The 24,666-nt window shown below is 74.4% G+C and carries 23 protein-coding genes; 9 read left to right on the forward strand and 14 right to left on the reverse strand.

What is annotated here, in order from left to right; translation table 11 throughout:
* The first annotated feature begins 141 nt into the window (after nucleotides 1-141).
* Nucleotides 142-573, forward strand: a complete 432-nt coding sequence (locus ACN27B_RS27825; RefSeq protein WP_091573955.1) for a nuclear transport factor 2 family protein — start codon at nucleotides 142-144, stop codon at nucleotides 571-573.
* A gap of 47 nt (nucleotides 574-620) precedes the next feature.
* Here ACN27B_RS27825 and ACN27B_RS27830 read toward each other — a convergent pair whose 3' ends face one another.
* Nucleotides 621-1,988: an acetyl-CoA carboxylase biotin carboxylase subunit gene (locus ACN27B_RS27830; protein ID WP_099160568.1), complete on the reverse strand. Its 1,368-nt coding sequence runs from the start codon at nucleotides 1,986-1,988 to the stop codon at nucleotides 621-623.
* Nucleotides 1,989-2,077: 89 nt separating this feature from the next.
* A complete protein-coding gene (accA, locus tag ACN27B_RS27835; RefSeq protein WP_422742070.1) occupies nucleotides 2,078-3,790 on the reverse strand; it encodes an acetyl-CoA carboxylase carboxyl transferase subunit alpha in 1,713 nt (570 codons plus the stop codon).
* 179 nt (nucleotides 3,791-3,969) lie between these two features.
* On the opposite strand from accA, the gene ACN27B_RS27840 reads away from it, so the two are divergent.
* Nucleotides 3,970-4,503 carry a flavin reductase family protein gene (locus ACN27B_RS27840; RefSeq protein ID WP_355518772.1) on the forward strand — a complete coding sequence of 178 codons (534 nt, stop codon included), beginning with the start codon at nucleotides 3,970-3,972 and terminating at the stop codon, nucleotides 4,501-4,503.
* A 62-nt stretch (nucleotides 4,504-4,565) separates the two neighbouring features.
* Here ACN27B_RS27840 and ACN27B_RS27845 read toward each other — a convergent pair whose 3' ends face one another.
* The 11 genes from ACN27B_RS27845 to ACN27B_RS27895 form a co-directional block, all read right to left on the reverse strand.
* The gene (locus ACN27B_RS27845) at nucleotides 4,566-5,603 is read right to left on the reverse strand and encodes an LLM class flavin-dependent oxidoreductase (protein ID WP_099160565.1); all 1,038 of its coding nucleotides are present in this window, start codon (nucleotides 5,601-5,603) and stop codon (nucleotides 4,566-4,568) included.
* Nucleotides 5,604-5,618: 15 nt separating this feature from the next.
* Nucleotides 5,619-6,347: an SDR family NAD(P)-dependent oxidoreductase gene (locus tag ACN27B_RS27850; protein ID WP_099160564.1), complete on the reverse strand. Its 729-nt coding sequence runs from the start codon at nucleotides 6,345-6,347 to the stop codon at nucleotides 5,619-5,621.
* Between the two features lie 81 nt (nucleotides 6,348-6,428).
* Nucleotides 6,429-7,112: a hypothetical protein gene (locus ACN27B_RS27855; protein WP_091573949.1), complete on the reverse strand. Its 684-nt coding sequence runs from the start codon at nucleotides 7,110-7,112 to the stop codon at nucleotides 6,429-6,431.
* 119 nt (nucleotides 7,113-7,231) lie between these two features.
* Nucleotides 7,232-7,588: an antibiotic biosynthesis monooxygenase family protein gene (locus ACN27B_RS27860; RefSeq protein WP_099160563.1), complete on the reverse strand. Its 357-nt coding sequence runs from the start codon at nucleotides 7,586-7,588 to the stop codon at nucleotides 7,232-7,234.
* 15 nt (nucleotides 7,589-7,603) lie between these two features.
* A complete protein-coding gene (locus tag ACN27B_RS27865) occupies nucleotides 7,604-8,737 on the reverse strand; it encodes an acyl-CoA dehydrogenase family protein (RefSeq protein WP_422742074.1) in 1,134 nt (377 codons plus the stop codon).
* A gap of 47 nt (nucleotides 8,738-8,784) precedes the next feature.
* On the reverse strand, nucleotides 8,785-9,600 hold the full coding sequence (locus tag ACN27B_RS27870) for an AfsR/SARP family transcriptional regulator (RefSeq protein WP_172967775.1): 816 nt from the start codon (nucleotides 9,598-9,600) through the stop codon (nucleotides 8,785-8,787).
* 421 nt (nucleotides 9,601-10,021) lie between these two features.
* Complete coding sequence (locus ACN27B_RS27875) at nucleotides 10,022-10,951, reverse strand: MBL fold metallo-hydrolase (RefSeq protein WP_422742077.1); 930 nt, start codon at nucleotides 10,949-10,951, stop codon at nucleotides 10,022-10,024.
* Nucleotides 10,948-11,916, reverse strand: coding sequence for an aromatase/cyclase (locus ACN27B_RS27880; protein ID WP_422742079.1), 969 nt, complete (start codon nucleotides 11,914-11,916; stop codon nucleotides 10,948-10,950). Before ACN27B_RS27880 ends, ACN27B_RS27875 begins: the two co-directional genes overlap by 4 nt.
* A gap of 27 nt (nucleotides 11,917-11,943) precedes the next feature.
* Nucleotides 11,944-12,198 (reverse strand): acyl carrier protein, encoded by a 255-nt coding sequence (locus ACN27B_RS27885; protein ID WP_098744382.1) that lies wholly within the window; start codon nucleotides 12,196-12,198, stop codon nucleotides 11,944-11,946.
* A 59-nt stretch (nucleotides 12,199-12,257) separates the two neighbouring features.
* Complete coding sequence (locus ACN27B_RS27890) at nucleotides 12,258-13,496, reverse strand: ketosynthase chain-length factor (protein ID WP_422742081.1); 1,239 nt, start codon at nucleotides 13,494-13,496, stop codon at nucleotides 12,258-12,260.
* Nucleotides 13,493-14,758 (reverse strand): beta-ketoacyl-[acyl-carrier-protein] synthase family protein, encoded by a 1,266-nt coding sequence (locus tag ACN27B_RS27895; RefSeq protein ID WP_099160558.1) that lies wholly within the window; start codon nucleotides 14,756-14,758, stop codon nucleotides 13,493-13,495. The genes ACN27B_RS27890 and ACN27B_RS27895 overlap by 4 nt, the downstream gene beginning before the upstream one ends.
* Before the next feature lie 503 nt (nucleotides 14,759-15,261).
* Between ACN27B_RS27895 and ACN27B_RS27900 the strand changes: the two genes are divergently transcribed.
* The 7 genes from ACN27B_RS27900 (at nucleotide 15,262) to ACN27B_RS27930 (ending at nucleotide 23,428) form a co-directional block, all read left to right on the forward strand.
* Nucleotides 15,262-15,405 carry a hypothetical protein gene (locus tag ACN27B_RS27900; protein ID WP_157779040.1) on the forward strand — a complete coding sequence of 48 codons (144 nt, stop codon included), beginning with the start codon at nucleotides 15,262-15,264 and terminating at the stop codon, nucleotides 15,403-15,405.
* Nucleotides 15,406-15,506: 101 nt separating this feature from the next.
* Nucleotides 15,507-17,318 (forward strand): B12-binding domain-containing radical SAM protein, encoded by a 1,812-nt coding sequence (locus tag ACN27B_RS27905; protein WP_422742084.1) that lies wholly within the window; start codon nucleotides 15,507-15,509, stop codon nucleotides 17,316-17,318.
* Nucleotides 17,315-18,499: a radical SAM/SPASM domain-containing protein gene (locus ACN27B_RS27910; RefSeq protein ID WP_099160556.1), complete on the forward strand. Its 1,185-nt coding sequence runs from the start codon at nucleotides 17,315-17,317 to the stop codon at nucleotides 18,497-18,499. Before ACN27B_RS27905 ends, ACN27B_RS27910 begins: the two co-directional genes overlap by 4 nt.
* Nucleotides 18,496-20,286 carry a YcaO-like family protein gene (locus ACN27B_RS27915; protein WP_422742086.1) on the forward strand — a complete coding sequence of 597 codons (1,791 nt, stop codon included), beginning with the start codon at nucleotides 18,496-18,498 and terminating at the stop codon, nucleotides 20,284-20,286. Before ACN27B_RS27910 ends, ACN27B_RS27915 begins: the two co-directional genes overlap by 4 nt.
* A 10-nt stretch (nucleotides 20,287-20,296) precedes the next feature.
* On the forward strand, nucleotides 20,297-20,950 hold the full coding sequence (locus ACN27B_RS27920) for a nitroreductase family protein (RefSeq protein WP_422742088.1): 654 nt from the start codon (nucleotides 20,297-20,299) through the stop codon (nucleotides 20,948-20,950).
* 40 nt (nucleotides 20,951-20,990) lie between these two features.
* A complete protein-coding gene (locus ACN27B_RS27925; protein WP_157779037.1) occupies nucleotides 20,991-22,151 on the forward strand; it encodes an insulinase family protein in 1,161 nt (386 codons plus the stop codon).
* 5 nt (nucleotides 22,152-22,156) lie between these two features.
* Complete coding sequence (locus ACN27B_RS27930; protein ID WP_422742091.1) at nucleotides 22,157-23,428, forward strand: MFS transporter; 1,272 nt, start codon at nucleotides 22,157-22,159, stop codon at nucleotides 23,426-23,428.
* Between the two features lie 65 nt (nucleotides 23,429-23,493).
* Here ACN27B_RS27930 and ACN27B_RS27935 read toward each other — a convergent pair whose 3' ends face one another.
* Nucleotides 23,494-24,507 carry a hypothetical protein gene (locus ACN27B_RS27935; protein ID WP_091573937.1) on the reverse strand — a complete coding sequence of 338 codons (1,014 nt, stop codon included), beginning with the start codon at nucleotides 24,505-24,507 and terminating at the stop codon, nucleotides 23,494-23,496.
* Between the last annotated feature and the right edge of the window lie 159 nt (nucleotides 24,508-24,666).

Raw genomic sequence — 24,666 nt, forward strand, 5'->3', positions numbered from 1 at the left:
GCGTCGAACCGGCCTGGAACGCCCGGCCGCTGGCCGCGTTCTCGAGGACGGTTCGAGCCGGGCCGGGCACCGTGGGGCCGTGGTCGGCCGGGCCACGGCGGCGACCCGCCGCCGCCCCCTCTCGATGGGACGAGGAGCACGATGATCGGTACGCAGAGCCTCACCGACCTGTACGTCGAGGTCCAGCACTTCCACGCCCGCCAGATGCAGCTGCTCGACGGCGGCGACTTCCCGGCGTACGCGGCGACGTTCACCGAGGACGGCGAGTTCACCCACACCCCGCAGCAGCCGCCGGCCCTCGGCCGGGACGGCATCGTCGCCGAGCTGAACCGGTTCCACCAGCGCTTCGCCGAGGACCCGGTGATCCGGCGGCACTGGTTCAACCAGCTCTGGCTGGAGCCGCGGGAGGACGGGTCGGTCCAGGCGACCTACTACGCCCTGGTGGTCACCACCCGGCCCGAGCGGAACGTGACGATCGCGCCGAGCTGCGTGGTGCGCGATGTGCTGGTGCGCGACGGCGAGGGCAACCTGCTCGTCCGCTCCCGCACGGTGGACCACGACCGGCTGGCCTGAACCGGGCCGGACCCCGGGGCGACGCGCCGTCGCCCCGGGACCGTCGGTCACCGGTCCGCCGCCACCGCCTCGGCGCCGAGGAGCCGGTCCACCAGGGCGGTGTCGTGCTCGGCGGCCCGGAACAGCGGATGGTCGACCACCCGACGCAGGAAGTCCCGGGTGGTGGCGATCCGGTGCCCGGTCACCCGGGTCTCGTCGAGGGCCCGCAGCATCCGCGCGATGGCCGCGTCCCGGTCCGGCGCCCACACGACCAGCTTCGCCAGCAGCGAGTCGTAGTTCGGTGGGACCCGGTAGCCGCTGTGGGCGTGCGTGTCGACGCGCACGAACGGGCCGGACGGGGCGACGAACTCCTCGATCAGCCCGGGGGTGGGGGCGAAGTCCCGCTCCGGGTCCTCGGCGTTGAGCCGGCACTCGACGGCCACGCCGCGGGGACGGATGTCGTCCTGGGTCAACCCGAGCCGCTCCCCCGCCGCCACCCGCAACTGCTGCTGCACCAGGTCCACCCCGGTGACCATCTCGGTCACCGGGTGTTCCACCTGGATGCGGCAGTTGACCTCCATGAAGTGAAACCCGCCGTCGGGGTCGACGAGGAACTCGAAGGTGCCCGCCCCCACGTAGCCGACCGCCCGCGCGCCGGCCACCGCCGCCGCGCCCATCCGCTCGGCCAGCCCCGCCGGCAGGCCCGGCGACGGCGTCTCCTCGACCAGCTTCTGGTGCCGGCGCTGCACGCTGCAGTCCCGCTCGCCGAGGTGGATCGCGTTGCCGTACGCGTCGCAGAGGACCTGGATCTCGACGTGCCGGGCGGAGCGCAGGTAGCGCTCGACGTAGACCCGGCCGTCACCGAAGAGCATCTGCGCGGTGGCGCTGGTCCGCCGGTGCACCTCGGGGAAGTCGGCCGAACGGGTCACCACCTGCATGCCCCGCCCGCCGCCGCCGGCCACCGCCTTGACGATCACCGGGTAGCCGATCCGGTCGGCCAGCGCGTGCGCCTCCTCCGGGCCGAGCGGGTCGAGGCTGCCCGGGAGCAGCGGCAGGCCCGCCGCCTTCATGATCGCCCGGGCCGAGCCCTTGTCACCGAGCTTCGCCATCACCTCCGGCGGCGGACCGACCAGCACGATCCCCTCGGCCGCGCAGGCCTCGGCGAAGTCCGGGTCCTCGGAGAGGAAGCCGTACCCGGGGTGGACGGCCTCCGCCCCGCAGCGCCGGGCCGCCTCCAGCACGGCCGAGGCGCACAGGTAGCTCTGCCGGGGCGGCGGTGGTCCGATGTGCACCGCCTCGTCGGCGAACCGGACCACGGCCGAGTCCCGGTCCGCGGTGGAGTGCACGGCGACCGTGCGGATGCCCAGCTCCCGGCAGGCGCGGGCGACCCGGAGGGCGATCTCGCCCCGGTTGGCGATCAGGACGGTACGGAACACGGCTCTCCCTCGTGCGCTCCACGCCGCCCGGTCGGGCGGCGACGGTGCCGACGGGCCCGGGTCGGGTCGGTCGGCGGCGATCCGGACGGTCAGCGGCGCGGGCCGGTCATCGACCGCAGCTCCGACTCCACGGTCAGCGCGGAGCCGTACTGGCGGAACCGGCCCCGCCGGTCGGCGCGCAGCTGCGCCGGCGTGAGGCCGTCGAGTTCGCGCAGCGCCTCCGCCACGGCCCGGCGCAGCGCGTCGGCGGCGGCCGACGGGTCGGCGCCGGTGCCGCCGTCGGGTTCGACCAGGACACCGTCGACCACGCCGAGGCGCAGCAGGTCCCGGGCGGTCACCCGGAGCGCGGCGGCGGCCCGGGGCGCGGCGGCCGGATCCTTCCAGAGGATCGCCGCGCACCCCTCGGCCGAGATCACCGAGTAGACCGCCGAACCGAACGCCAGCACCCGGTTGGCCACCGCCAGGCCGAGCGCGCCGCCGCTGCCGCCCTCGCCGATGACGACGGTGACGACCGCGACGGTGAGCGAGGACATCAGCCGCAGGTTCTCGGCGATCGCGACGGCCTGCCCGCGCTCCTCGGCGTCCGCGCCGGGGAACGCGCCGGGCGTGTCCACGAGCGTCACCACCGGCAGCCGCAGCTTCTCGGCCAGCCGCATCAGCCGGGCCGCCTTGCGGTAGCCCGACGGCATCGGCATGCCGAAGTTGCGGCGCGCCAGCTCGGCGGCGGTGTGGCCCTTCTGCTGGCCGATCACCACCACCGGCCGCCCGGCCAGCCGGGCGAGGCCGCCGACGACCGACGGGCAGTCGCCGCTGATCCGGTCGCCGTGCAGCTCCAGGAAGTCGGTGAACGCGGTGGCCAGGTAGTCGAGCGTGGTCGGCCGGCTCAGGTCGCGGGCCCGGCGGACCTGCTCCCACGCGTCCGCCTCGGGCAGCCGGTGGGGGTCGCGCACCGTCGCGGCGGCGTCCGGGGCGGGGGCCGGCTCCGGCGTGCCGGCGTCCGCCGCCGCCCGCAGCAGCCGCCCGATCTCGGTACGCTGCCGCGCGCGCGGCACGATCCGGTCCACCACGCCGCGCTCCCGCAGGAACTCGGCGGTCTGGAACTCCGGCGGCAGCTTCTCCCGGATGGTCTGCTCGATGACCCGGCGGCCGGCGAAGCCCAGCCGCGCGCCGGGCTCGGCCAGGATCACGTCGCAGAGCGTCGCGAAGGAGGCGGCCACCCCGCCGTAGGTGGGGTCGGTGACCAGCGAGACGGTGAGCACGCCGGCCTCGTCGAGCTGGCCCAGCGCGGCGGCCGTCTTGGCCATCTGCATCAGCGACAGCACGCCCTCCTGCATCCGGGCGCCACCGGAGGCGGAGACGATCACCAGCGGCGTCCGCTCGGCCAGCGCGACCTCGGCGGCCAGCGTGATCAGCTCCCCCACGGCGCTGCCCAGGCTCCCGCCGAGGAACCGGAAGTCCATCACCGCCAGCACCGCGGGGGCGCCGCCGACGCGACCCCGCGCGCAGAGCACCGCCTCGTGCAGGCCGGTGCGGGCCCGCGCCTCGGCCAGCCGGGCCGGGTACGGCACGGTGTCCACGAAGCCCAACGGGTCCTCGCTGCGGGCGTCCAGGTCGAGCGGCTCGTAGTGGCCGTCGTCGACCAGCAGCGCCAGCCGCCGGCGCGCGCTCAGCGGCGTGTACCGCCCGCACTCGGGGCAGACGTGCAGGTTGCGCTGCCAGCGCCGGCCGTACACCGGGGTGGCGCAGCCGGGGCAGAGCACCCAGCGGGGCTCCTCCAGCGTCCGCTCGACCGTCTGCGTCATCGCTCCCACCCTCCAGGCACGGCACCGGGTCACGGGCCATCCGACCCCGGCGCGCTCGAACGCGGACCGAGGATCGCTGGTGGCGGAGCGTCCGACCCCGGTTCGACCCGCCTTCGAGCACCGGCGGCCAGCGTGGTGCGGGAGGTTCGCCGCACCCGACCGGAAGCAGAGGAACCAGGATGATCCCAGCGGATTCGCGTGAGCGGGCCGACGCCCGCCGGGAGGCGCTCGACCCCGCCGACTTCCGGGCCGCCATGGCGTCCTTCCCGACCGGTGTCACCGTCGTGACCACCCGGGACGCCGACGGCGTGCCGTACGGCTTCACGGCCAACTCGTTCTGCTCGGTCTCGCTGGAGCCGCCGCTGGTCCTGGTCTGCCTGGCCCGCTCGGCGCACTCGTACCCGGTCTTCGCCGGCTGCGAGCGGTTCGCGGTGAGCATCCTGCAGAGCCAGCACACCGAGCTGGCCCGGCGGTTCGCCAGCAAGCGGGAGGACAAGTTCGCCCAGGGCCGGTTCCGGCGCACCGCCGGTGGGCTGACCGTGGTCGACGGCGCGGCGGCGGTGCTGGAGTGCGACCGCTACCGGCAGTACGAGGCCGGCGACCACGTGATCCTGCTCGGTCTGGTGCGGACGGCCCAGCTGGCGCCCACCCGCGACCCGGTGCTCTACGTGGAGCGGACGTTCGGCACGGTGGGACCCGCGATCCGGCGGTGAGTCCGGACGGACCGACGGGGAGCGGCCGGTGGGCCGGCCGCTCCCCGTCGTCGACGTCGTCGTCAGTCCTCGGCCAGCCCGGCCCGGCGCAGCGCCTGCGCCGCGCGGCGCAGGATCGCCACCCGGCCGGCGGTGTCGGTCGCGGCGGCGGACACCATGACGCCCAGCGTGGTCACGCCGGCCTCGGCGTACTCGCGCATCCGTCCCGCCACCCGGTCCGGCGGCCCGACCAGCGCGGTCTGGAGCACGAAGCCCTCCGGCACCGCCGCGCCGGCGGCGACCCGGTCGCCGGCGAGGACCAGGTCGTGCACCTTCTCCACCTCGCCGACGTAGCCGAGGCGCCGGGCCAGCGCGACGTAGACGTTGCGTTCCGGGTCGCCGATGCCGAGCAGGTACGCGTACTGGCCGCGGACCAGGTCCACCGCCTCGGTCACGTCGTCCGCGATCGCGGTCGGCAGGCAGGGCAGCGTCTCGAACCCAACCATCGTCCGGCCGACGCGTTCCCGGCCGGCGCGCACCTGGCCGATCGCCTCGGCGGCGAGCGCCGGCGAGGTGAACACCCCGATCCACCCGTCGGCGATCTCCCCCGCCAGCCGCAGGTTCTTCGGACCGACGGCGGCCAGCCAGATCGGCAGGTCAGCACGGAGCGGGGTGGTGAGCAGGTGCAGCGGCGCGCTGCCCGCGCCGTCGCGGGGCAGCCGGAAGTGCCGGCCGGCGTACCGCACCGGGCCGCCGCGCAGCGCGGCGCGGACGATGTCGACGTACTCCCGGGTGCGGCGCAACGGCTCGTCGAAGGGCACGCCGTACCAGCCGTCGGAGACCTCGGCGTTGGAGACGCCCAGGCCGAGCCGGAACCGCCCGCCGCTGAGCGCGTCCAGCGTCGCCGCGGTCAGCGCGGCCAGTCCCGGTGTCCGCGCGGGGATCTGCATGACCCCCGAGGCCAGGCCGATGCGGTCGGTGCTCGCGGCCACCGCGCCGAGCAGGCTGGCCGCCTCGGAGCGGTATCCCTCGGGCGCGAGCGCGACCGCGTATCCCAGCTCCTCGGCGGTGCGGGCGAGCAGCGCGGCGTCCTGGTAGACGAGGTTCACGGCGAGCTTCATGCGTTGCCTCCGGCTTCAGATGAGGTGGGCGCCGCCGTCGACCAGGACGACCTGGCCGGTGACGTAGGTCGCGGCGACCAGGCCGGCCACCGCCTCGGCGACGTCCTCGGGCCGACCGACCCGACGCAGCGGGGTGCTCTCCCGGACCTTCTCGGCGATGGCGGTGAACGACTCCGTCCACGGCGTCTCGATCAGGCCGGGCGCGACGGCGTTCACCCGGACCCGGGGCCCGACCACGTTGGCCAGCAACCGGGTCAGGTGTTCCACAGCGGCCTTGCTGACCGCGTACGGGATGGAGCTTCCGGCGGGCCGGCTGCCCGCGACGGAGGACACGTTCACCACGGCGCCGGCGCCGGTCGCGGTGAGGTGCGGCATCGCGGCGACGGTGGTCTGCCAGGTGCCGATCAGGTTGAGGTCGAGGATCTCCCGCCACACCTCACCGGTGGCGGCGGCCAGGTCGGCGTGCGGGATCAGGCGGGTCCGGCCGGCGTTGTTGACCAGGACGTCGAGGCGGCCGTACGTCTGCACGGCGGCCTCGACCAGCCCGGCGGAACCGGCCGGGTCGGCGACGTCGGCGGCGAGGTAGACGGCGTCGGGCAGTTCGGCGGCGAGCTTCTCCCCCGCCTCCCGGGACCGGGCGGAGTTCACCACCACGCGGTAGCCGGCGCCGCCGAGCCGGCGGGCCACCGCGGCGCCGATCCCGGACGAGGACCCGGTGACCAGTGCGACGGGCTTGTCGGTCATGTCCTGCTTCCTTTCCGCGTACGGACGGTCGGACGACGCGGGCGCCGGACCAGGTCCGGCGCCCGCCGTGGTGCCGGTCGGTCAGCCGATGGTGGTGCTGGTGAACACCACCGGGGCCGCCGGGTTGCAGTCGAACGGCCGCTCCACGCCCTCCAGGTCGGTGCGGACCCAGGTCCAGGACGGGTCGGTCAGGCTGGTCCCGCCGGTGGTGGTCCGGGCGGTGCCGCTCGGGCCGGAGAGCAGGTAGACGGTGACGGTCGGCAGGTCGAACGGCACGCTGGCGGGCAGCGGGCCGGTCTCGGTGATGGTGAGCACCCGGGTCGACCAGTCGTACTGCGCCTGCGGCGGCGTGGTCAGGTTCTTGCCGCCGGAGAGGGTGTGCCAGACGTACCAGGCGTTGTCCGGCAGCTTGTACCTGACCTTGACGGTGCGCACCTGCTGGTTGAACTTCGGGTCCGGGGTCCACTCCTGCGGGTCGAGGGTGACCGCGAACGGCCGGTACGGCGCCACCTTCTGCGGCGCCGAGGCGGTGAAGGTGAGGCTGAACGGCACCGTCGTCGACCCGCCCGGGAAGGTGACGTAGCAGCTGTAGTCGACCGGAACGGTGCCGGTCACGGTCGGCGGGAGCAGGTTGTCGGCGGCCGCGCCGGTCGGGGCGACCGCACCGGTGGTGGCGGCGGCCGGAACCGGTGTGGCGGCGAGCCCCACCGCGCCCAGCGCCGCCACCGCCAGCAGCCGGCGCTTCCAGGTCGTGCGAGTGGTCATTGCGGTCCTCTCGATTCGGGGTGAACCCGGGCGGCGTCCGTGCGCCGCCGGGCGCGCAGCAACGGTCGCAACGGCCGGTCGAGGCCGGCTCGACGTCGCGTCCACAGGGGACGTACGGATCAGGCGGGTTCGGTGACGGCGGCGGCCGGGATGCTGCGGGCCAGGGTGTAGCCGGTCATCTCGGGGCCCTGCACACCGGGGATCGCGGCCAGTGCCGCGCGCAGCGCGCCGGCGCGCGGGTTGCGCTTGAACGACTCCCGGTACGCCTCCTCGCTGGCCCACTGCGCGTAGTTGACCAGCCGGGTGCCGTCGGTGCTGACGTGGTAGTTGGCGGAGATGAAGCCGGGACAGTGCCGGACCCACTCCTGCACGTCGGGGACGAGCAGGTCGAGCAGCTGGCGCTGCTGCTCCGGACCGTCGGTGCGGAGCGTGACGATGGCGATGAATCCGGCGTCCGGCCGGGCGGGGTCGACCACGGGGTCCTCCTTCGGTCAGGGGCGGTGCCAGGCCTGCGCGGCGTAGGCCGCGGCGGCGGGGTCGAACTGCAGGACGACGTGACTGGCCGCGGCGTTGGCGTCCCGCCAGGCGCGTTGCAGGGCGTTGCCGTCGGCCTGGGCGCGGGTGCCCGCGGCCCGGAACAACCGGTCGACGGCGCCGACCAGCAGGTCCACGGCGAACGCGCAGTCCCGGCCGTTGCGTGCGGTCTCCAGCGCGCCGACCGGCCCGCCGTCAACGACCGCCGCGACCCGGTCCAGCAGCAGGCGGGCGGCGTCGATCTCGGCCGCCGAGCGGGCCAGGACCGCGTCGTAGCCGGGGCCGCCGGTGATGCCGTTCGCCGGGGCGGTGCGCACCTTCTCGGCGATCCACGACGTCCACACCTTCAGCGCGCCGGTCGCCGTGCCGAGGATCGGCGCCGCGAACCCCAGGCCGTTGGCCGCCTTGAGCGGCACCCGGTGACAGGGCGCGTCCGCCTCGGCCGCCGTGCCGACGGTCAGCACGTCGCGGGTGAAGGACATCTCCGCGGACACCCGCACGTCGTCGAGGACGAGCGTGTTGCTCCCGGTGGCCCGCATGCCGACGGTGAACCAGGTGTCCTCGATCGTGTACGCCGCCCGGGGGACGGCGAAGAAGCGCGCCTGCGGCCGGCCGTCGGTCCGGACCATCGCGCAGACCAGCGCCCAGTCGGAGAACTCGATCGCACTCACGTACGGCCACCGGCCGGTGAGCCGCCAACCGCCGTCGGAGGGCGTCGCCTCACCCAGCGGCATCAGCGCGCCGACGATCAGCGGATCGGGACCGTCGCGCCACAGCTCGGCCTGGCCGGCGGCGGGCAGGTAGGCGGCCATCCGGCCCAGGCCGGCGGTGAGTGAGGCGTACCAGGCGGTGGAGGCGCAGCTCTCGCCGATCGCCGCCACCGCCCGGGACACCTCGGTGAACGTCCCGGCGTCGCCGCCCCAGCGGGCCGGCACGAAGTGCCGGGCGAACCCGGCGTCGAGGACGGCCCGGACCACCTCCGGGTGCAGTCGCCGCTCCGCCTCGGCGGCGCCGGCGCGCTTGCCGGCCAGATCGGCGACCTGCTCGGCGGCGGCCCGCAGACCGTCTCGTTCGGACAATTGATCGCGCACGTCCTGCCTCCTCCTGGTACGGACGACTGGCGGTCGCCCGTACCGTGTCAGGAGGGGCTCGAGGACAACTCGACGCCGGCTCGGTCCCGGTCGGCGGGCAGCGGCAGGTGACCGATGTTCAGCAGCTCCAGCTGGAGTTGCTGGACCTCCGGGGTGGGCAGGACCCCCAGTTCCTCGTCGAGGATGCGACGCAGGTCGTGGTAGGCCTGCAACGCCTCGGCCCGCCGGCCGGACCGGTTGAGCGCGGTGATGAGCTGCGCGTGGAACCACTCGTTGAGCGGGTAGGCGCAGACCAGCGCACGCAGCTCGGGGATCAGCTCCCGGTGGCGGCCCAGTCGCTGCTCGGCCTCCATCCGCAGCTCGATCGCCCGGATCTTCAGCTCCTCCAGGTGGGTGATCTGGCCGCGCAGCACGGTGCCGGCGGAGACGTTGGCGAGCGCCGCGCCGCGCCACAGGTCGAGCGCCTCCCGCAGCACCCGGGACGCCTCCTCCAGGCGACCGTCGTCGAGCAGCGTGCGGCCACGGCGGGTGAGCCGGGTGAACACGGCGGCGTCGACCTCGTCCTCGGTGACGTCGACCAGGTAGCCGGGCGGCCGCGTCACCAGCAGCTCCCGGTCCGGCCGCACCAGCTCCTGCTGCGCGAAGATGCGCCGGGCGTGGTAGACGTACGTCTGCAGCGTGGTCACCGCGCTGCGGGGCGGGTGGTCCGCCCAGAGTTCCTCGACCAGCGCGCCGACGCTGACGATCTCGTTGGGCCGGATGAGCAGCAGGGCGAGCACCTGGCACACCTTGGGTGTGCTCAGCGTCGCCGCCCTACCGTTGTCGGCGACGATTTCCAGCGGACCGAGCAGATTGAAGCGCACCTTGATTCCCCCGAGCCAGGCGTTGTTCACGGACAATTAAGGCCGATCGGCACTCGCACCTTCCCGTCGCACTCGCAATTCCCACGACGGGGGCCGAACCGGCATTCCCCCGGTGCATTCACACCTGTCGACAATCATAGATGGGGGATGGGACACCCAACGAGGCGTGACCGACGCCACAACCATTTCGGACAGTCGCGTTGACCTGGGAGTTCGGTCGAGGTCGGTGATTTGTGCCGGGCTCGCAACACACTATCCGACAGAAGTTCCAAACGAGCGCCGGCGAAAACCGGGCCGCCCGACACATCTGCCGACACAATTTTACCGACCGGAAATACTCTCCCCGACGAACGGGGCAGGCGAATGCCGGGGGCGGTCGTCGCGTTTCACGCGAACCGCCCCCGGCACCGCTGTCGGCCGGTCAGGCCCGGCACTCGGGCAACTGACCCCCGTTGAAGTCCACCATTTCCTGGAAAATCGCCACCACGTCCAACGGGCGACCACGGGCGCCGCCGCGCACCTCGTCGTACGCCCGGTGCAGGTTGCCCACGGTGCGCTCGGGGTCCAGCAGGTGGGCGAACTCGCCGGGGCCCGCCTCGCGCGCCGCGCGCAGCGGCGACCAGCCCTGCGCCACCCCGTGCCGGGCGACGTCGAGCACCCACCGCAGGTACCGCTCGGTCAGGTCGAACACCTCCGGTCCGGTCACCGCGCCGTGACCGCAGACCACCGTCGCCGGCCGCAGCTCGCGCAGCCGCCGCACCGCCGCCAGCGCCCCCTCGATGGAGCCCATCAGGTTGAACGGGGTGCAGCCGGAGAGCACCACGTCGCCGGCGAAGAGCACCCGCTCGGCCGGCAACCAGGCCACCACGTCGTTGGTGGTGTGCGCGGGCCCGACGTGGAGCAGGTCCACCCGCCGCTCCCCCTGGTGCAGGGTCAGCGCGTCACGGAAGGTCAGCGTGGGCAGCACCACCCGCACGTCGCCCCAGTCCACGTCCGGCCAGAGCCCGGTCAGGGCGAGCCCGGTCTCGGCCATCTCCACCCGGGCCCGCTCGTGGGCCACCACCGTCGTCCCCGGGCCGAAGGCGGCGTTGCCGAAGGTGTGGTCGCCGTGGTGGTGCGTGTTGACCACGACCCGGCCCGGGCCGGCGCCCAGGGCGTCCACCGCCTCGCGCAGGCGGGCCGCGCGCGCCTCGGTCGCCGCCGTGTCCACCACCACGGCGCCGTCGCCGCCCACCAGGACACCGGCGTTGTTCAGGCACCATCCGCCGTTGGGCTGGGTGAAGGCGTAGACGCCGTCGGCGACCTCGGTCAGCCGACCGGCCGGCGCGACCGGCGTGGTCGGGGCGCTCACCGCGCCGCCGCGTCGGCCGCTCGCCGGGCGGCGGCGAACTCGCCCGCCCGGGCCAACGTGGTCCGGCTGTTGGCGCCGAGCGCGTCGCGCACGTACGCCCGGGCGGCGGCCAGCGGGTCCGCGCCGCCGAACCGCGCGGTGGCCGCCTCCGGGTCGACGAGCACCAGGTGCCGGGCGGTGGCCTCGGTCGCGCCGTCCCGGTCGGCGAAGGTCCAGGTGCCGCTGTGTCCGAGCAGCAGCTGCGGCACCTCCAACTGCTTGTAGGCGATCAGGTCGGTGGCGCGGCAGACCCGCACCGAGCGGGTGCGGTGGGTGGAGCCGTCCCCGGTGACCGTCTCCATCTCCAGCGTCTGCGACCCCGGCTCGTCCTCGGTGAGGCGGACCCGCCGCACGTGCGGCAGCCGTTCCGCCCACCGGTCCGCCCGGTCGACGAACTCGAAGGCGTCCGCCGGGGACCCGGGCAGGGTGACCGTGTCCGCGAACTCGACCACGAGCTCGCCCACCGGCCGGGCCAGGCCGGCGACGCGGGCCAGCGCCGCCAGCTCGGCCGGGCTGTTGCGGTCCACCGCCGTGCCGACCCAGTTCAACGCGTCGGGATCGTCGTCGACGACCGTGAACTCGTGGCTGAGCCGGACCTCGGTGCCGCCGCCGGACGCCGGGCGGAACAGCCACTCGCCCCGCATCGAGGCCACCGGCGCCTGGCTGCGGTCCTGCGCGAACCGGATCCGCAGGTCGACCGGGTCGAGCACGCGGCTCGACGTCCAGGTGCTCACCCGGTCGTTGACCATCGCCCAGATCCGGAACCGTTCCCGGTCCCCGTCCCGGCCGAAGTGCTCGACGTGGACGGTCGGCCCGAAGACCACCGGCCATCGACGCACCTCGGCGACCAGTTCGAAGACCTGATCGGGCGGCCCCGGCACCACCGCGGTGTGCTCGGTGCGCCGGCTCCGGCTCGATCCACTCATGACGGTGACCTCCCTTCGTCGGCGGGTTCAGGCCGTGGCGGCGGCCGTGTTCACCGCGTCGAGGACGGCCTTCGGGGTCCCCAGGTCCATCACCTGCTCGTCCGGCAGGCGCACCCCGAAGCGCTGCTCGATCCGGGCCGCGGTCTCCATCAGGGCCAGCGAGTCGTATCCGAGGTCCTCGAACGGGACGTCGGCGATGTCGCCGCTGACGTCGTTCGAGTCGTCCTCGCCGGCGCACTCGACGAGGATGTCGCGGAGGTCGTCCAGAGTCATGAGGGGCATGTCGTCTCTCCTCGGTCGGCGAACCGGCGCCGGGCGGCGCCGGGTCGGAAATGCGGAGGTCAGGCCGCCGGGACCGGCGCGGCGGCGGCGCGTACCAGCACCGCGGCGTTGAAGCCCCAGCGGCCGCGGGCGAGCACCAGGGCGGTCCGCACCGGCGCCTCCCGCGGCGCGTCCCGCACCAGGTCGATGCCGTAGTCGGCGGGCACGTCGCCGGTGTGCCAGGTCGGCGGGATCAGGCCGTCCCGGATGGCGAGCACGGCCGCGACCACGTCCAACGGCCCGCCGCCGGAGTAGAGCCGGCCGGTGAGCGTCTTCGGCGCGGTCACCGGCACCCCGGCCGGCCCGAACACCTCGCGGATCGCCGCCGCCTCGACCCGGTCCAGCTCGGGCACGCCGGCCGCGTCGGCGAAGACCACGTCCACCTCCTCCGGGCGTACGCCCGCGTCGCGCAGCGCCGACTCGGCCGCCCGCCGCAGGCCCGGCGGACGGTCACTGCCGGCCGGCGGGTCGAAGGTGGCGGCGTAGCCGGCGATCTCCCCGTACACCCGGGGGGCGCCGCGGCGGGCGGCGGCGTCGGCCCGCTCCAGCACCAGGATGGCCCCGCCCTCGCCGGGCAGGTAGCCGCTGGCGGCGGTGTCGAACGGCAGGTAGGCCCGGCGGGGGTCGGCCACCGGGCTGACCCGGCCGCTGGCCAGGTGCGACACCCAGCCCCACGGGTCGAACGACGAGTCCACCCCGCCGCTGACCACCAGCGCGGTGCCCCTGCGGGCCGTACGCCGGGCGTGCCCGAGCGCGTCCAGCCCGCCGGCCTGCTCGGCCACCAGCACCGCGCCCGGGCCGCGCATGCCGTGCCGGATCGAGATCTGCCCGGTGTTGACCGCGTAGAACCAGGCGAACGACTCGTAGACGCTGACGAACTGCGGCCCCTGGGACCACAGCTTGCGGAACTCACCGTGGGTGAACTGGAAGCCACCCGAGGCGTTCGACGTGATCACGCCCATGTCGTAGTCCCGGACGTCGCCCGGGCCGACCGCCGCGTCGCGCAACGCCCACTCCGCGGCGGCCAGGGCCAGCCGGGTCGAGACGTCGGTCTGCGGCAGCAGCCGGTTGGGCAGGTGCGCGGCGGCGTCGAAGTCGGCGATCTGACCGGCGAGCGAGGCCGGGTACCGGCCGGCGTCGAACCGGTCCAGCGGCGCGATGCCGGACTGCCCGGCGAGCGTGGCCGACCAGAAGTCGTCCACTCCGAGCCCGTTCGGCGCGACCACGCCGAGACCGGTGACGAGGACGGGCGTGGTCATCGCCGACCACCCGCCGCGCGCAGCACCATGGCGCTCTGGAACCCGCCGAAGCCGCTGCCCACGGTGAGCACCGTGTCCAGCCGCCGCTCCCGCGCGGTGACCGGGACGTAGTCCAGGTCGCACTCGGGATCGGGGGTGGTGAGGTTGGCCGTCGGCGGCACCACGCCGTGCTCGATGGCCAGCGCGCACGCGGCCACCTCGATCGAGCCGATCGCGCCGAGCGAGTGGCCGACCATGGACTTGATCGAGCTGACCGGCACCCCGTACGCGTGCTGCCCGAGGCTGCGCTTGAAGGCGGCCGTCTCGTGCCGGTCGTTCTGCTTGGTGCCGGAGCCGTGCGCGTTGACGTAGTCGACGGCCGTCGGGTCCACCCGCGACTCGTCCAGGGCCACCCGGATCGCCTCGGCCATCTCCCGGCCGTCCTTCTTCAGACCCGTCATGTGGTACGCGTTGCAGCGGGTCGCGTAGCCGGTGACCTCGGCGTAGACGTGGGCGCCCCGGCGGCGGGCGTGCTCGTACTCCTCGACCACGAACATCGCCGCCCCCTCGGCCAGCACGAAGCCGTTGCGGGTGCCGTCGAACGGGCGGGAGGCCCGCTCCGGCTCGTCGTCGCGGGGGGTGGTGGCTTTGATCGCGTCGAAGCAGGCGACCACGATCGGAGTCACCGGGGTGTCCGCCGCGCCGGTCAGCGCCACGTCGACGCTGCCCTCGCGGATCAGGTCGGCGGCATGGCTGACCGCGTCCAGGCCGGAGGTGCAGCCGTCGGAGACCATGGTGACCGGCCCCTCGGCGCCCACCGTCCAGGCCACCTCGGCCGGCATGACGCTGGGGATCAGGTAGTCGAACATGTGCGGCGACAGGTAGTCGTGGTCGACCAGCCACCGTCGCCCGCTGTCCGAGAGCACCAGGTACTCCCGTTCCAGGCTGGTCGCGGCGGCCACCGCGCTGCCGAGGCTCACCCCGATCCGGGTCGGGTCGACCTCGGACGGATCGAGCCCGCTGTCCTCCACCGCCTCCCGGGCGCAGACCACGGCGAACTGGCTCGCCCGGTCCATGCGGCGGATCTCCCGCGGGCTCAGCCCCTCCAGCTCGGGGTCGAAGTCGCACTCGCCGGCCACCCGGGAGCGGAACGGCGCGGGATCGAAGAAGGAGATCCGCCGGGTCGCGGTGCGCCCGCTGGAGATCAGGTCCCAGAACTCCTTGGCACCGCGCCCCCCGGGGGTGCGGACACCGATGCCGGTGATGACGACTCGGCGGGTCATCGGCGGACCTCCCGGGCGGTCGGGCGGCCCAGGGCGGAAGCCGGACGGGATGGGCGATGCGTCACCGGTGGGTCCCTTCGCGACGGCGGGAACGGCGACGCCGGGTCAGGAACCGGCGTCGCGCCCCAGCGTCCGGCGCGGCGCTCGAACCGCGCTCGAGACCGGTTCGGTCTCCGGTCAGGTCCGCACGGCCCCCCGTTCCCGAGGGCCCTCGATCGCGGCGCTCGCCCGATGGCAACCCCTGAGCACGCCGGGGGCACCCCTGCCTCGGGTCGGGCCACCCCGGCCCACCCCTTCACCCTCGGTAGCAAACCGTGCCGTCCGACAGGCAGGTGAAGCGAATCGATACTGATTGGCGGCTCAACGGCGGGAAAGTTTGCGCCCTCCGCTACCACCCCTTGGATCAAGGGGTTCAGCTCGACAAACCTTTGCCATAGATTGCCGTCCACGGCTCGCGGCGTGGATCACGAGCCGACGCGCGATACGAAGGGAAGGTGATCGCGATGTCCACCATGACCGACGCGGCCATCACGGAGAGTGCCGCGATCGAACTCACGGACGTCAACGAGGTCGAGGTGGTCGAGATCGAGTTCGACGAGCTCGGACGCTTCGAGTCGCTGTCGATGTGCTGCAACGTCGCGTTCTGACCGATCCGGCCTGAGCAGTACGGAACGCCGGCGGGACGTGGCGGCCAGCCGGTACGCCACGTCCCGCCCGGCACCCCGACGACCGGAGGAGAGCCCCCGTCGTGCACACCTCCCTGATCTTTCCCCCGGCCACCTACTACCACATGCCGTACCTCGCTCCGTACCTGCTCAAGGGGCACCTGCACGCCAGCAGCCCGGTGACCTGCCGGACCGACGACGCGAACATCCGGTTCTTCCACGCCCTGTGGACCGGCGGCGTCGAGCCGACGGAGCTGGACCCCTCGACCCCGACGCGGGTCCGGCTCAGCCTGGAATATCTGGCGGCTCGCGGGTCGTCGGCCTGGGAGGCGCTGCGGGACCTGGCGACCTACCGGAGCACCCGCGCGGTCGCCCGGGCGTCCCGGACGCTGCGCTTCGCCGACCTGGCGCTCTCCTACGACCTGCGGCACCACGGCCTGACCCGGCCGGTGCCCACGCCGGAGCAGGACTGGCCCGCCCTGGTCGACCGCCTGCGGCACAGCGTCCTCGGCCGGTGGCTGGAGCGCGACGTCCGGGGCGGGCGCTACCGCGACTGCGCGGTGGTCTGCCTCAGCGCCGCCTACCTGGAACAACTCGCGCCGGCGCTGCTCATCGCCCGACTGGTCAAGGAACACCAGCCGGGCACCGTGGTGGTGATCGGGGGCAACGCCGTCACCCACGTCCGGCGGGAGGTGCTGGCGCACGACACCTCGTTCTGGCACGACGTCGACTACGCGGTGGCCTTCCAGGGCGAGGAGCCGCTCACCGCGTTGCTGACCGCGCTGGCGGCCGGGGCGACCGACGTCGACGTCGACGGCGTCGCCCGGATCCGGGACGGGGCCGTCACCTACCGGCGCGCCGCCCCGCAGACCGGCCCGCCGGCGGGGGCGCCCGACTTCACCGACCTGGACCACCTCTACCCCACCCCGGAGCCGATCTACCCGCTGCTGACCAGCAAGGGCTGCTACTGGGGCAAGTGCGCGTTCTGCACCCACCACGAGGGATACGGCGACGGCTACTTCCGACTCGGCGCCGACGCCGTCGACGACGCCCTGAAGGCGATCAGCGCGGTCGACGGTTCCTACCTGTACTTCGTCGACGAGGCCATCCCGCCGCGGGAGATCAACGACCTGGCCCGCCGGCTCGCCGCGATCGCCGACGTTCCGGCGGAGACCGCGACGGCACGGCCGACCGCGGACCGGCGGTTCCGGTGGACCGCGGAGGCGCGCGTGGACAAGCCGATGCTCACCGAGGCGGCCGTGCGCAGCCTGGTCGACTCCGGCTGCGTGCTGCTGGTCAACGGCATCGAGGCCGGCTCCCAGCGGGTGGCCGACCTGATGCGCAAGGGCATCCGGCTCACCGACGTGGAGCGGCACGCCGAGCTGCTCAAGCGGGCCGGCATCCCGGTCGGCTGGATGTTCTTCATCGGCTTCCCCGGCGAGACCGACGAGGAGGCCCGCGCCACCTTCGAGATGATCCGGCGCAACCGGGACCACATCTCGTACGCCTCCGTCGGGACCTTCGCCCTGGAACGGGACTCGCCGGTCTGGAACGACCCCACCCGCTACCGGATCAATCTGCTCGAGGCGCACGTGCCGTACGCCCTGGCGCAGAACTACACCACCGCCGACGCCCAGGGCCCGGAGGCGGATCGGCAACGCGTGCGGCTGGACCGCCGGCTGGCGGAGCTGCACGCGGAGTTCGCCGACCTCGACCCGATCTTCGAACGGGCGGTGGACCGGTCCTTCGCGATGTTCATGGCGGTGGCGCAGGACGGGCGGCCGGACGTGCCGGAAGTCGCCGGCGAGCCGGTAGGCGAGTCGTTCCGGTCGCCGTCCCTGGGCCGCACCGTCACCGTCGACCTCGACCGCTGGAAGATGAGAGTGAACCCATGACCACACAGACCACCGGCGACCTGCCGGCCGAACTGGTGCTGGCGCCGTTCGTCAAGCTCACCGGCACCCGGCGGTACACCGAGGACACCCCCCGGGTCTACCGTCGGCTCGACCTCTGGCGCGGCGCGAAGCAGGGCGTGGCCGCCACCGACCGGATCACCCGCCTGCTCGGCCGGTTCGAACACCCGCAGTCCACCGCCGCGCTGGTGCTCGCCGCCGGTTCACACGCCGACGACCTGGCCCGCACGCTCGCCACGCTGGTCGAGGTGGGGCTGCTGGTCGACGTGTCGGCCATCCGTACGCCGCGACCGTCGCTGGAGTTGGAGATCACCAACCGGTGCAACGCGGACTGCATGATGTGCCCCCGCCAGGAACTGCGCCCGCTCGGCGACATGAGCGAGGAGACGTTCGACCGGTTCCTGGAGTTCGCCGCCGCGATCGAGGCGCCCGGGATCATCCTGCAGGGCATCGGCGAACCCACGCTGCACCGGCGGTTGGTGCCGTGGGTCCGGCGGATGCGGGAGGCCCTCGGCCCGGAGGAGCGGTTCCCGATCGTCGCGGTCACCAACGGCTTCCGGATGGACGTCGACACGGTGACGGCACTGCGCGACGCCGGCCTGTCGCTGCTGAAGTGGTCGATCCACAGCCTGCGTCGGGAGCGGTTCGCCACCATCTTCGGGCGGGACAAGCGGGACGCCTCGGTGGCGAACCTGGAGGCGGCGATCCGGGTGGCACCCGACCTGGTGGCGCTCAACTTCGTCAAGATGGACATCAACCAGGACGAGGTGGACGACTTCCACCGCTGGATCGAGGAACGGGGACTGTCCCGGGGCAGGTTCCGCCAGATCGAGGTCCAGGGCCGCGGCGGCACCCTGCCGATCATGCAGCTCACCTCGCGTCCCGGCGCGCCCGACCAGGCGCACTGCCTGTTCCGCAAGCAGTCCCTCTTCGTCGCCTGGGACGGCGACCTGCTGCCGTGCAGCAACGACGTCGGCAGCCGCCACCGCTACGCGAACCTGACCGTGGACGACACCGACACGATCATGAGCCGCTGGCGCACCGAGTTGCTCGGCCGGCCGGCCGAGTTCGCCATCTGCGACGGCTGCGACCACGGCAGCCGGGGCAACCTGCCGACCGACTGGCACGCGCTGGCGAGCGGGGCCCGTCTGGAACCCGCGTGACCGCGCCGGAGGCCGTGGACGTCGCAGGAGCGTGGCGGGACGTCGCCGCGACCTGCGACATCGTCAGCGTGGACGAACGGGGCGCCTCGGCCCTGCTCCGGCACGGGGCGCGGGGCTGGCGGCTGCGCTCCCCCGACCCGGCCGCGGTGCTCACCCAGGCGCGGCGTCTCGCCGGCGGCGCGCCGGTCCCGGGCGGAGAACCGCGGGAACCCACGGTCCCGTTGCCGGAGCACGTCCTGCTCGACGCGCCGGACGACGGTTGGCGGCTCGGCCGCTGGTGGACGGCCGACGACCTGGTCACGGCCTGCTGCAACGCGCCGGCCGCGGCGGTGCCGGTGGCGGCCTGCGCGTACCGGCCGGCACCGTGGGCGGCGGCGCTGGCCGCCCTCGCCGGCGCCGTGCCGCACCAACCCGTTCTCGTCCTCGGCCGCTGGCTGGTCGTGGGACCGGTGGTCCGCAACGGCACCGACCACCGCTGGCTCCGGTCGCTGCTGGGCCAGCTCGACCCGCAACTGTCGGCCCGGATCGACGGTGGCCACCGGCTCGCGCATCCCGCCGGCCGGGCACTGCCCGCCTCGGTGGTGTCGGCGGTCGTCGCCGCCCGCGAGGTGGACCCGGACGGCGTCGACATCCACCTGCGCGACCTGCGTGGTGGGTCGCGGCAGCGGGTCCGGCCACCCCGGTCGGTGCGGCGGGCGGCGCGGACCGATCCGCCGGACGGCCCGGTCTTCCAGCCGTGGGTGGACCACGAGGAGATCGACGCGGCGATCCCGCTGACCGTCGCGCTCGGCGCCGCGACCGATCCGGTACGCCCGGTCCGGTCCGCCGCGGTCTCCCCGCTGGCCGGCCTCGCCACCGCGCGGGCGGCACTGGAGGCCGCCGAACGCTTCGCGCTCAACCGCCGTCCCGCCCGGACGGTCACCTGCGCCCGCGAGGACCTGCCCGCCGGCCAGTCCGTCGTGGTGCCGGAGCCGTTCACCGACGCGCAGCGGGCCGCAGCGGACTTCCCCCACCCGGCCGTGGACCCGCGCGCCCCACGGCCGTGGACGTCGGCGACCTCGCTGGTGGACGGACGGCCGTGCTGGGTGCCGACCGAGGTGGCCTGCCTCGTTCCCGCCGTGGCCGGTGACCGCCCGTGCGTCCCGCGTACCAGCACGGGCACCGCGGCGCACACCAGCGCCCTGCTCGCCGAGCAGGGCGGGCTGCTCGAAGTGGCGGAGCGGGACCTGGTCGCGCGCCACTGGCCCGCCGGCCGGATGCACCGGTTGGACCCGGGCGTCTGGGCCCGGGAGCTGGACCAGGTCGCCCGGCAGCTCGGCCGGGACCCCTACCTGTACCTGTGCGCCGACCCGTTGGCGTCGGTCTGCGTGGTCACGCTGCACGACCCGGACACCGGAGCGGCGCACGTCGGCGGCTGCGCCGCCGCACCCACCGTCGCCGAGGCCGCCGCCCACGCCTTCGAGGAGGCCCTGATGCTGCACCACCGGGGCGTACCGGCCGGTGCGCCGGCGCCGCTGGCCGCACCGGTGGTGGCGGACCCGCTCAACCCGGCCGGCGTGGCCGCGTTCGAGGCGAACTTCCACTTCGACCGGCTACGCCGGCACTACCGGGCGGTGAGCGTGGACCTCGACACCCCCGGGCTGCGAGCCGACGGCATCGTGGTGCGCAAGGTGATCTCACCGGTCGCCGCCGACCTTCCGGTGCCCGGCGGGCCGCTGCCCGAGCGGCTGCTGGACGCTGCGGCGATCCGAGGCGCCGGACTGCTGCGACTGTTCCAGACCGGCTGAGGCGGCGTCGGTGCGAGACCGAGATCAGGACCGTAGGGTCACCGACCGACCGTCGGCGGCCCTGGTGTTCCACGCCCTCACCGGGCTGCCACCGGAGGGACCGCCGGTGGCCACGCTGCGGGTGCCCCGACAGCAGCCCGGCCGACGTCCGGCGGTGGCGCGACCCGCGTCGGCGCGCCGCTTCGGCCCGGCCGGACCGGACGTCGACGCCGCGGCCCGTCAGGTGACCGGGGAGGTGTTCGGCCGGGACCGCGACGGCCGCCGGGCCTATCCCTCGGCCGGCGGGCTGTACGCGGTGCGTGGTCACCTCGTGCAGTCGCACGCCGGTGCGGTGCTGGCCTGTGCCGGCGACGAGCAGCCCACGGTCGGCGTGGTCGACGCCGGTGCGGTGCGGGAACACGCCTTCGCCCAGGTGGCCGGCGAGCCGAACTGGGTGGTGCTGACCGGCCGCCAGCCCCGCTACCAGGAGCGCTACGGCCTGCGCGGCTACCGCTACCTGCTGCTGGAGGCCGGGCACCTGGCGCAGTGCCTGCTCGACGCGGCCGCCCGGGCCGGCCTGCGCGCGTTGCCGGTCGGCGCCTTCGACGACGAGGGACTCGCCGAGACCCTCGGTCTGCGCGGAGCGGACCAACTGCCGCTGTACCTCATCGCGCTGGGCCGTTGAGGCGGGCCGCGCGACCACCCCGCACACACCGGAGGACCCGATGCGGCCGACCATCACGCACCGCTGGCTCGAACGCCCGCTGGCCAACACCTACCTCTGCCTGGCCACGGTGGGCGGGCCGGCGCTCGAACAGCTGGTGGGCGCGCCCACCGGCACCAGCCACCTGCTGGAGCACCTGCTGTTCCGGCGGGTCGAGACCGAGCCGCCGGACTCGCCGCTGCGCGGGGCCCGGCTGGGCATGTTCACCTCGCGGGAGACCATGCAGGTCGACGTCGTCTGCGCGCCCGAGGCAGCGCCGGGCATCGTCGCCCTGCTCGAGCGGTGGTGGCTCGACTTCCGGCTGACCGCCCGTCTGGTCGCCGAGGAGCTGCCGGTGATCCGGGAGGAGCTGGCGGAACGGCGCTTCGAGCTGATGCCCCGGCTCTGGCCCCTGGTGTTCGGCAGGTACGCGCCGGGAAGCTGGGCCGCCCGACCGCTCTCCGGCCCGGTCGAGGACCTCGCCGGGCTCGGCGTCGACCAGCTGCTCGACTGGCAACGGGCGGCGGTCGGGCTCGGCGCACACCTGAGCGCGGTCGGGCCCCGGGACCCGTGGCGGGGCTCCGGCCGGTACACGGAGCCGAAGCCGGGGGACGCGGTCTCGCTCCCCGACCTGCCCTGGACGTCGTTCACCTCGTCCCCCGTGCCGCGGGACGTCCCCGATGCCGACCGGGTGGTGGTGTGCTGCGCCCGGGAGGTGCCGGGGCGGCGGTCCCCGCACGCCGCCGCGGGCCACTGCCTCAACGGCGCGCTCGACCGGGGGCTGACCGTCGCGATCCAGCGGGAGCTCAAGCGCCGGCACGCCATCCGGTCGATCGAGTACCGCCAGGAGTTCCTCGCCGACCGGGCCGTCGTGGTCGCGGTCACCGAGTGCCGGGGCGAGGTCGCCGCGGACGTGTGCCGGCTGCTGGAAAGCTCCTTCGACGTGCTGCGGCACGACGTCGACGCGGCGAGCCTGGCCGCCGCCGGCGCCGGTTACCTGGGCGGGTACCTGGACGAGCCGAAGACGCTCGCGCAGTACGACGCGCGCGCCGGCCTGCTCGCCGTCGATGCCGCCGTGGACACACCCACGGCACTGCGGGACAGCCCACCGGAGACGATCCGGGCCCTGGTCCGCGACCACGTCGCGCCGGCCGGACCCGCGATCGTCGTCCGCCGGCGGTGACGGCCGTGCCCCGCGGCGGTGGCCGCGCCGGTCGGTTGATCCTCGCCGCCACCAGCTTCTCCGCGCTGGGCGACGGCTTCCGCTACACCGCGCTGCCGCTGCTGCTGCTGGCGGTGGGGGCGGGAACCGACACCCTGTCGACGGCGTACGTGGTCAACAGCGTTCCCGGCGTGCTCTTCGTGCTCTTCGGCGGCCTGCTCTCCGACCGTTACCCGGCCAAGCGCGTCGTGGTCCTGGTCGACCTCGTCCGGGCCGCCGCCGCGACCGTGTTCACCGTGGCCCTCGTCCTCGGCGCGGTCACGGTGTGGTGGGTCTACCTGCTGATCTTCGTCCTCGCGACGGCCGAGGTCGTCTACTTCAGCGCGGTCCAGGTGTTCCTCGCCGACGCGCTCGACCGGTCCGACCTGGGCGTGGTCAACGGCCGCGTCGCGTCGGTCACCACCACGGCCAACAGTCTCGCCGGACCCGGCGCCGGCGCCTTCCTGTTCGGGCTCGCACCGGTCCTGCCCTTCCTCGTCGACGCCGTCTCGTTCGTGGCGGCGGCGGTCTGCAACGGGCGGGTGCCCACCCCGAGGCGGCCCCCGGGCGGGGCGCCGGTCGGCCGGGCCGGACCGGCCGGCGCGGTGACGCTGCTCGCCGCCGGCTTCCGGACGACCTTCTCCGACCCGGTCCTGCGCGGGCTCTTCGCCTTCGCGGTGGCGCGGGCCTTCGCCGCGGCGGCGGTGCTCTCCGTGCTGGCGGTCTTCGTGGTCACCGAACGAGGGCTTCCGGTCAGCCACTACGGATACGTGCTCGCGGTCGGCGCGGTCGGCGGGGTGCTCGGCGGCTGGTCGGTGTCGCGGTACGGCGACCGCGTGCCGTTGTGGCGGAGCACCTGGGCGGCGAACATCGCCTTCGGTCTGTCCTTCGCGTCGCTCCCGCTGGGCGCCGGCGTGCCGGTGATCGGTGGCCTGCTCGCGGTGAACCTCGCCGCCGCGGTCTGGACCGCGGTGCTGGCCGCCACCCACCGGCAGCGGGTGGTGGCCCGCGACGAACTGGGCCGGACGAGCAGCGTGCTGCGGCTGGGCGTCGGCGTGGCGACCGTCCTGGGCGCGGCGGCGGCCGGCCTGCTCGGCGACGTGGTGCCGCTCGGCGGCTTCTTCGTCGCTCTCGGCCTCGGGGTGCTGGTCGTCTGCGCCCCGTTCCCCCGCCCACCCCGGCCGCGTGCCGAGCCGCCGGTCGGGCCCCCCGGCGGCGCCCGCGCGGAGCGGGACGGCCCGGTCGACGTCACCGCCTGAGCCGGCGACGCGAACGGCCCGGAGCGTCGGGTCGACGTTCCGGGCCGTGGCGTGCGCGTGACGCGTTACTTGAGGAAGCGGTCGAGCGCGGCCTCGATGGTGCCGCTGTCCGGCGCGGCGTACGACTTCAACGTCACCTTGTTGTAGGAGATGAAGCTCGGGCAGCGGCTGGCCGGCGCGGTCACGGTGCCGCCGTCGCCGATCTTCTCACCGGTCTTGGCCGCGTGGAAGGTCAGCGTGTACCGCGACGAGATGTAGTTGACCGTGACGACCTTGCCGTCGGTGTTCTTGTACTGGCACTTCTTCGGCGTGCCCTCGCTGCCCTCGACCACCTTCAGGCAGCCGATCACCGACGCGGTCGCGAAGTCCGCCGACTTGGTGTAGTAGCTCTTGTCCGAGCTGAACGACTTCTGCGACCAGAACGTGGGCCGGTCCGGGGCGTTGGAGAAGACGAACGCCTTCGCGCTCGACGGCCCGGTGTACGCGGCGGCGTTGAGGATCGCGCCGCCCTCGCAGACCGCGGACATCTCGCTGGAGTACCGGGCGGTCAGCGCGTCGTTGTTGGACGGCTCGTCCGGCCCGGTCGACGCCGGCCCGGACTCGCTGGGGGCGGCGGTCGGCGTGCCCGGCCCGGGGGTCGCGCTCCCGGACGCGACCGGCTTCGGGTCGTCCTCGTCCCCGCCGAAGGCGACGTAGGCGAGCCCACCGCCGCAGCAGAGCAGCGTCAGCGTGACCGCGCCGGCGACGAGGCCCACGATCAGGCCCTTCGTCATCCCGCGCTTCGGCGGGACCGGCGCGAACGGCGCGGGCTGTCCGGGATAGCCGCCCGGCGCGGCGGGCTGACCCGGGTACGGCGCCGCGGGCTGGGCGCCGTACGGCGCGCCGGAGCCCGGCGGGGTCCCGTAGGGGGCGCCGGACGCCGGCTGGGCGCCGTAGGGGGCGCCGGACGCCGGCTGGGCGCCGTAGGGCGCGCCGGAGCCCGGCTGCGCGCCGTACGGGGCGTTCGGGTCGGGCTGGTTGCCCCACGCTCCGGCGTTCGGGTCCGGATAGCCTCCGTAGGGAGGGTGATTGTCACTCATCTGAGGTTCTTCCACCTGTCGTCCGTGGTTCCGGCGATCAACCACCCGCAGCGTAATGACGGCCGCAAATTCGCAGATCGCCGAAGTCTGATCGTTCTTCACCACCGGTGTCGGGGCCGTTCCGGTGTGTGCCGGCGCGACCCCCGACGACCGGCTGGC

It is taken from the genome of Micromonospora sp. WMMD754, from assembly GCF_049315235.1.
In the GTDB taxonomy this organism is placed as follows: domain Bacteria; phylum Actinomycetota; class Actinomycetes; order Mycobacteriales; family Micromonosporaceae; genus Micromonospora; species Micromonospora sediminicola.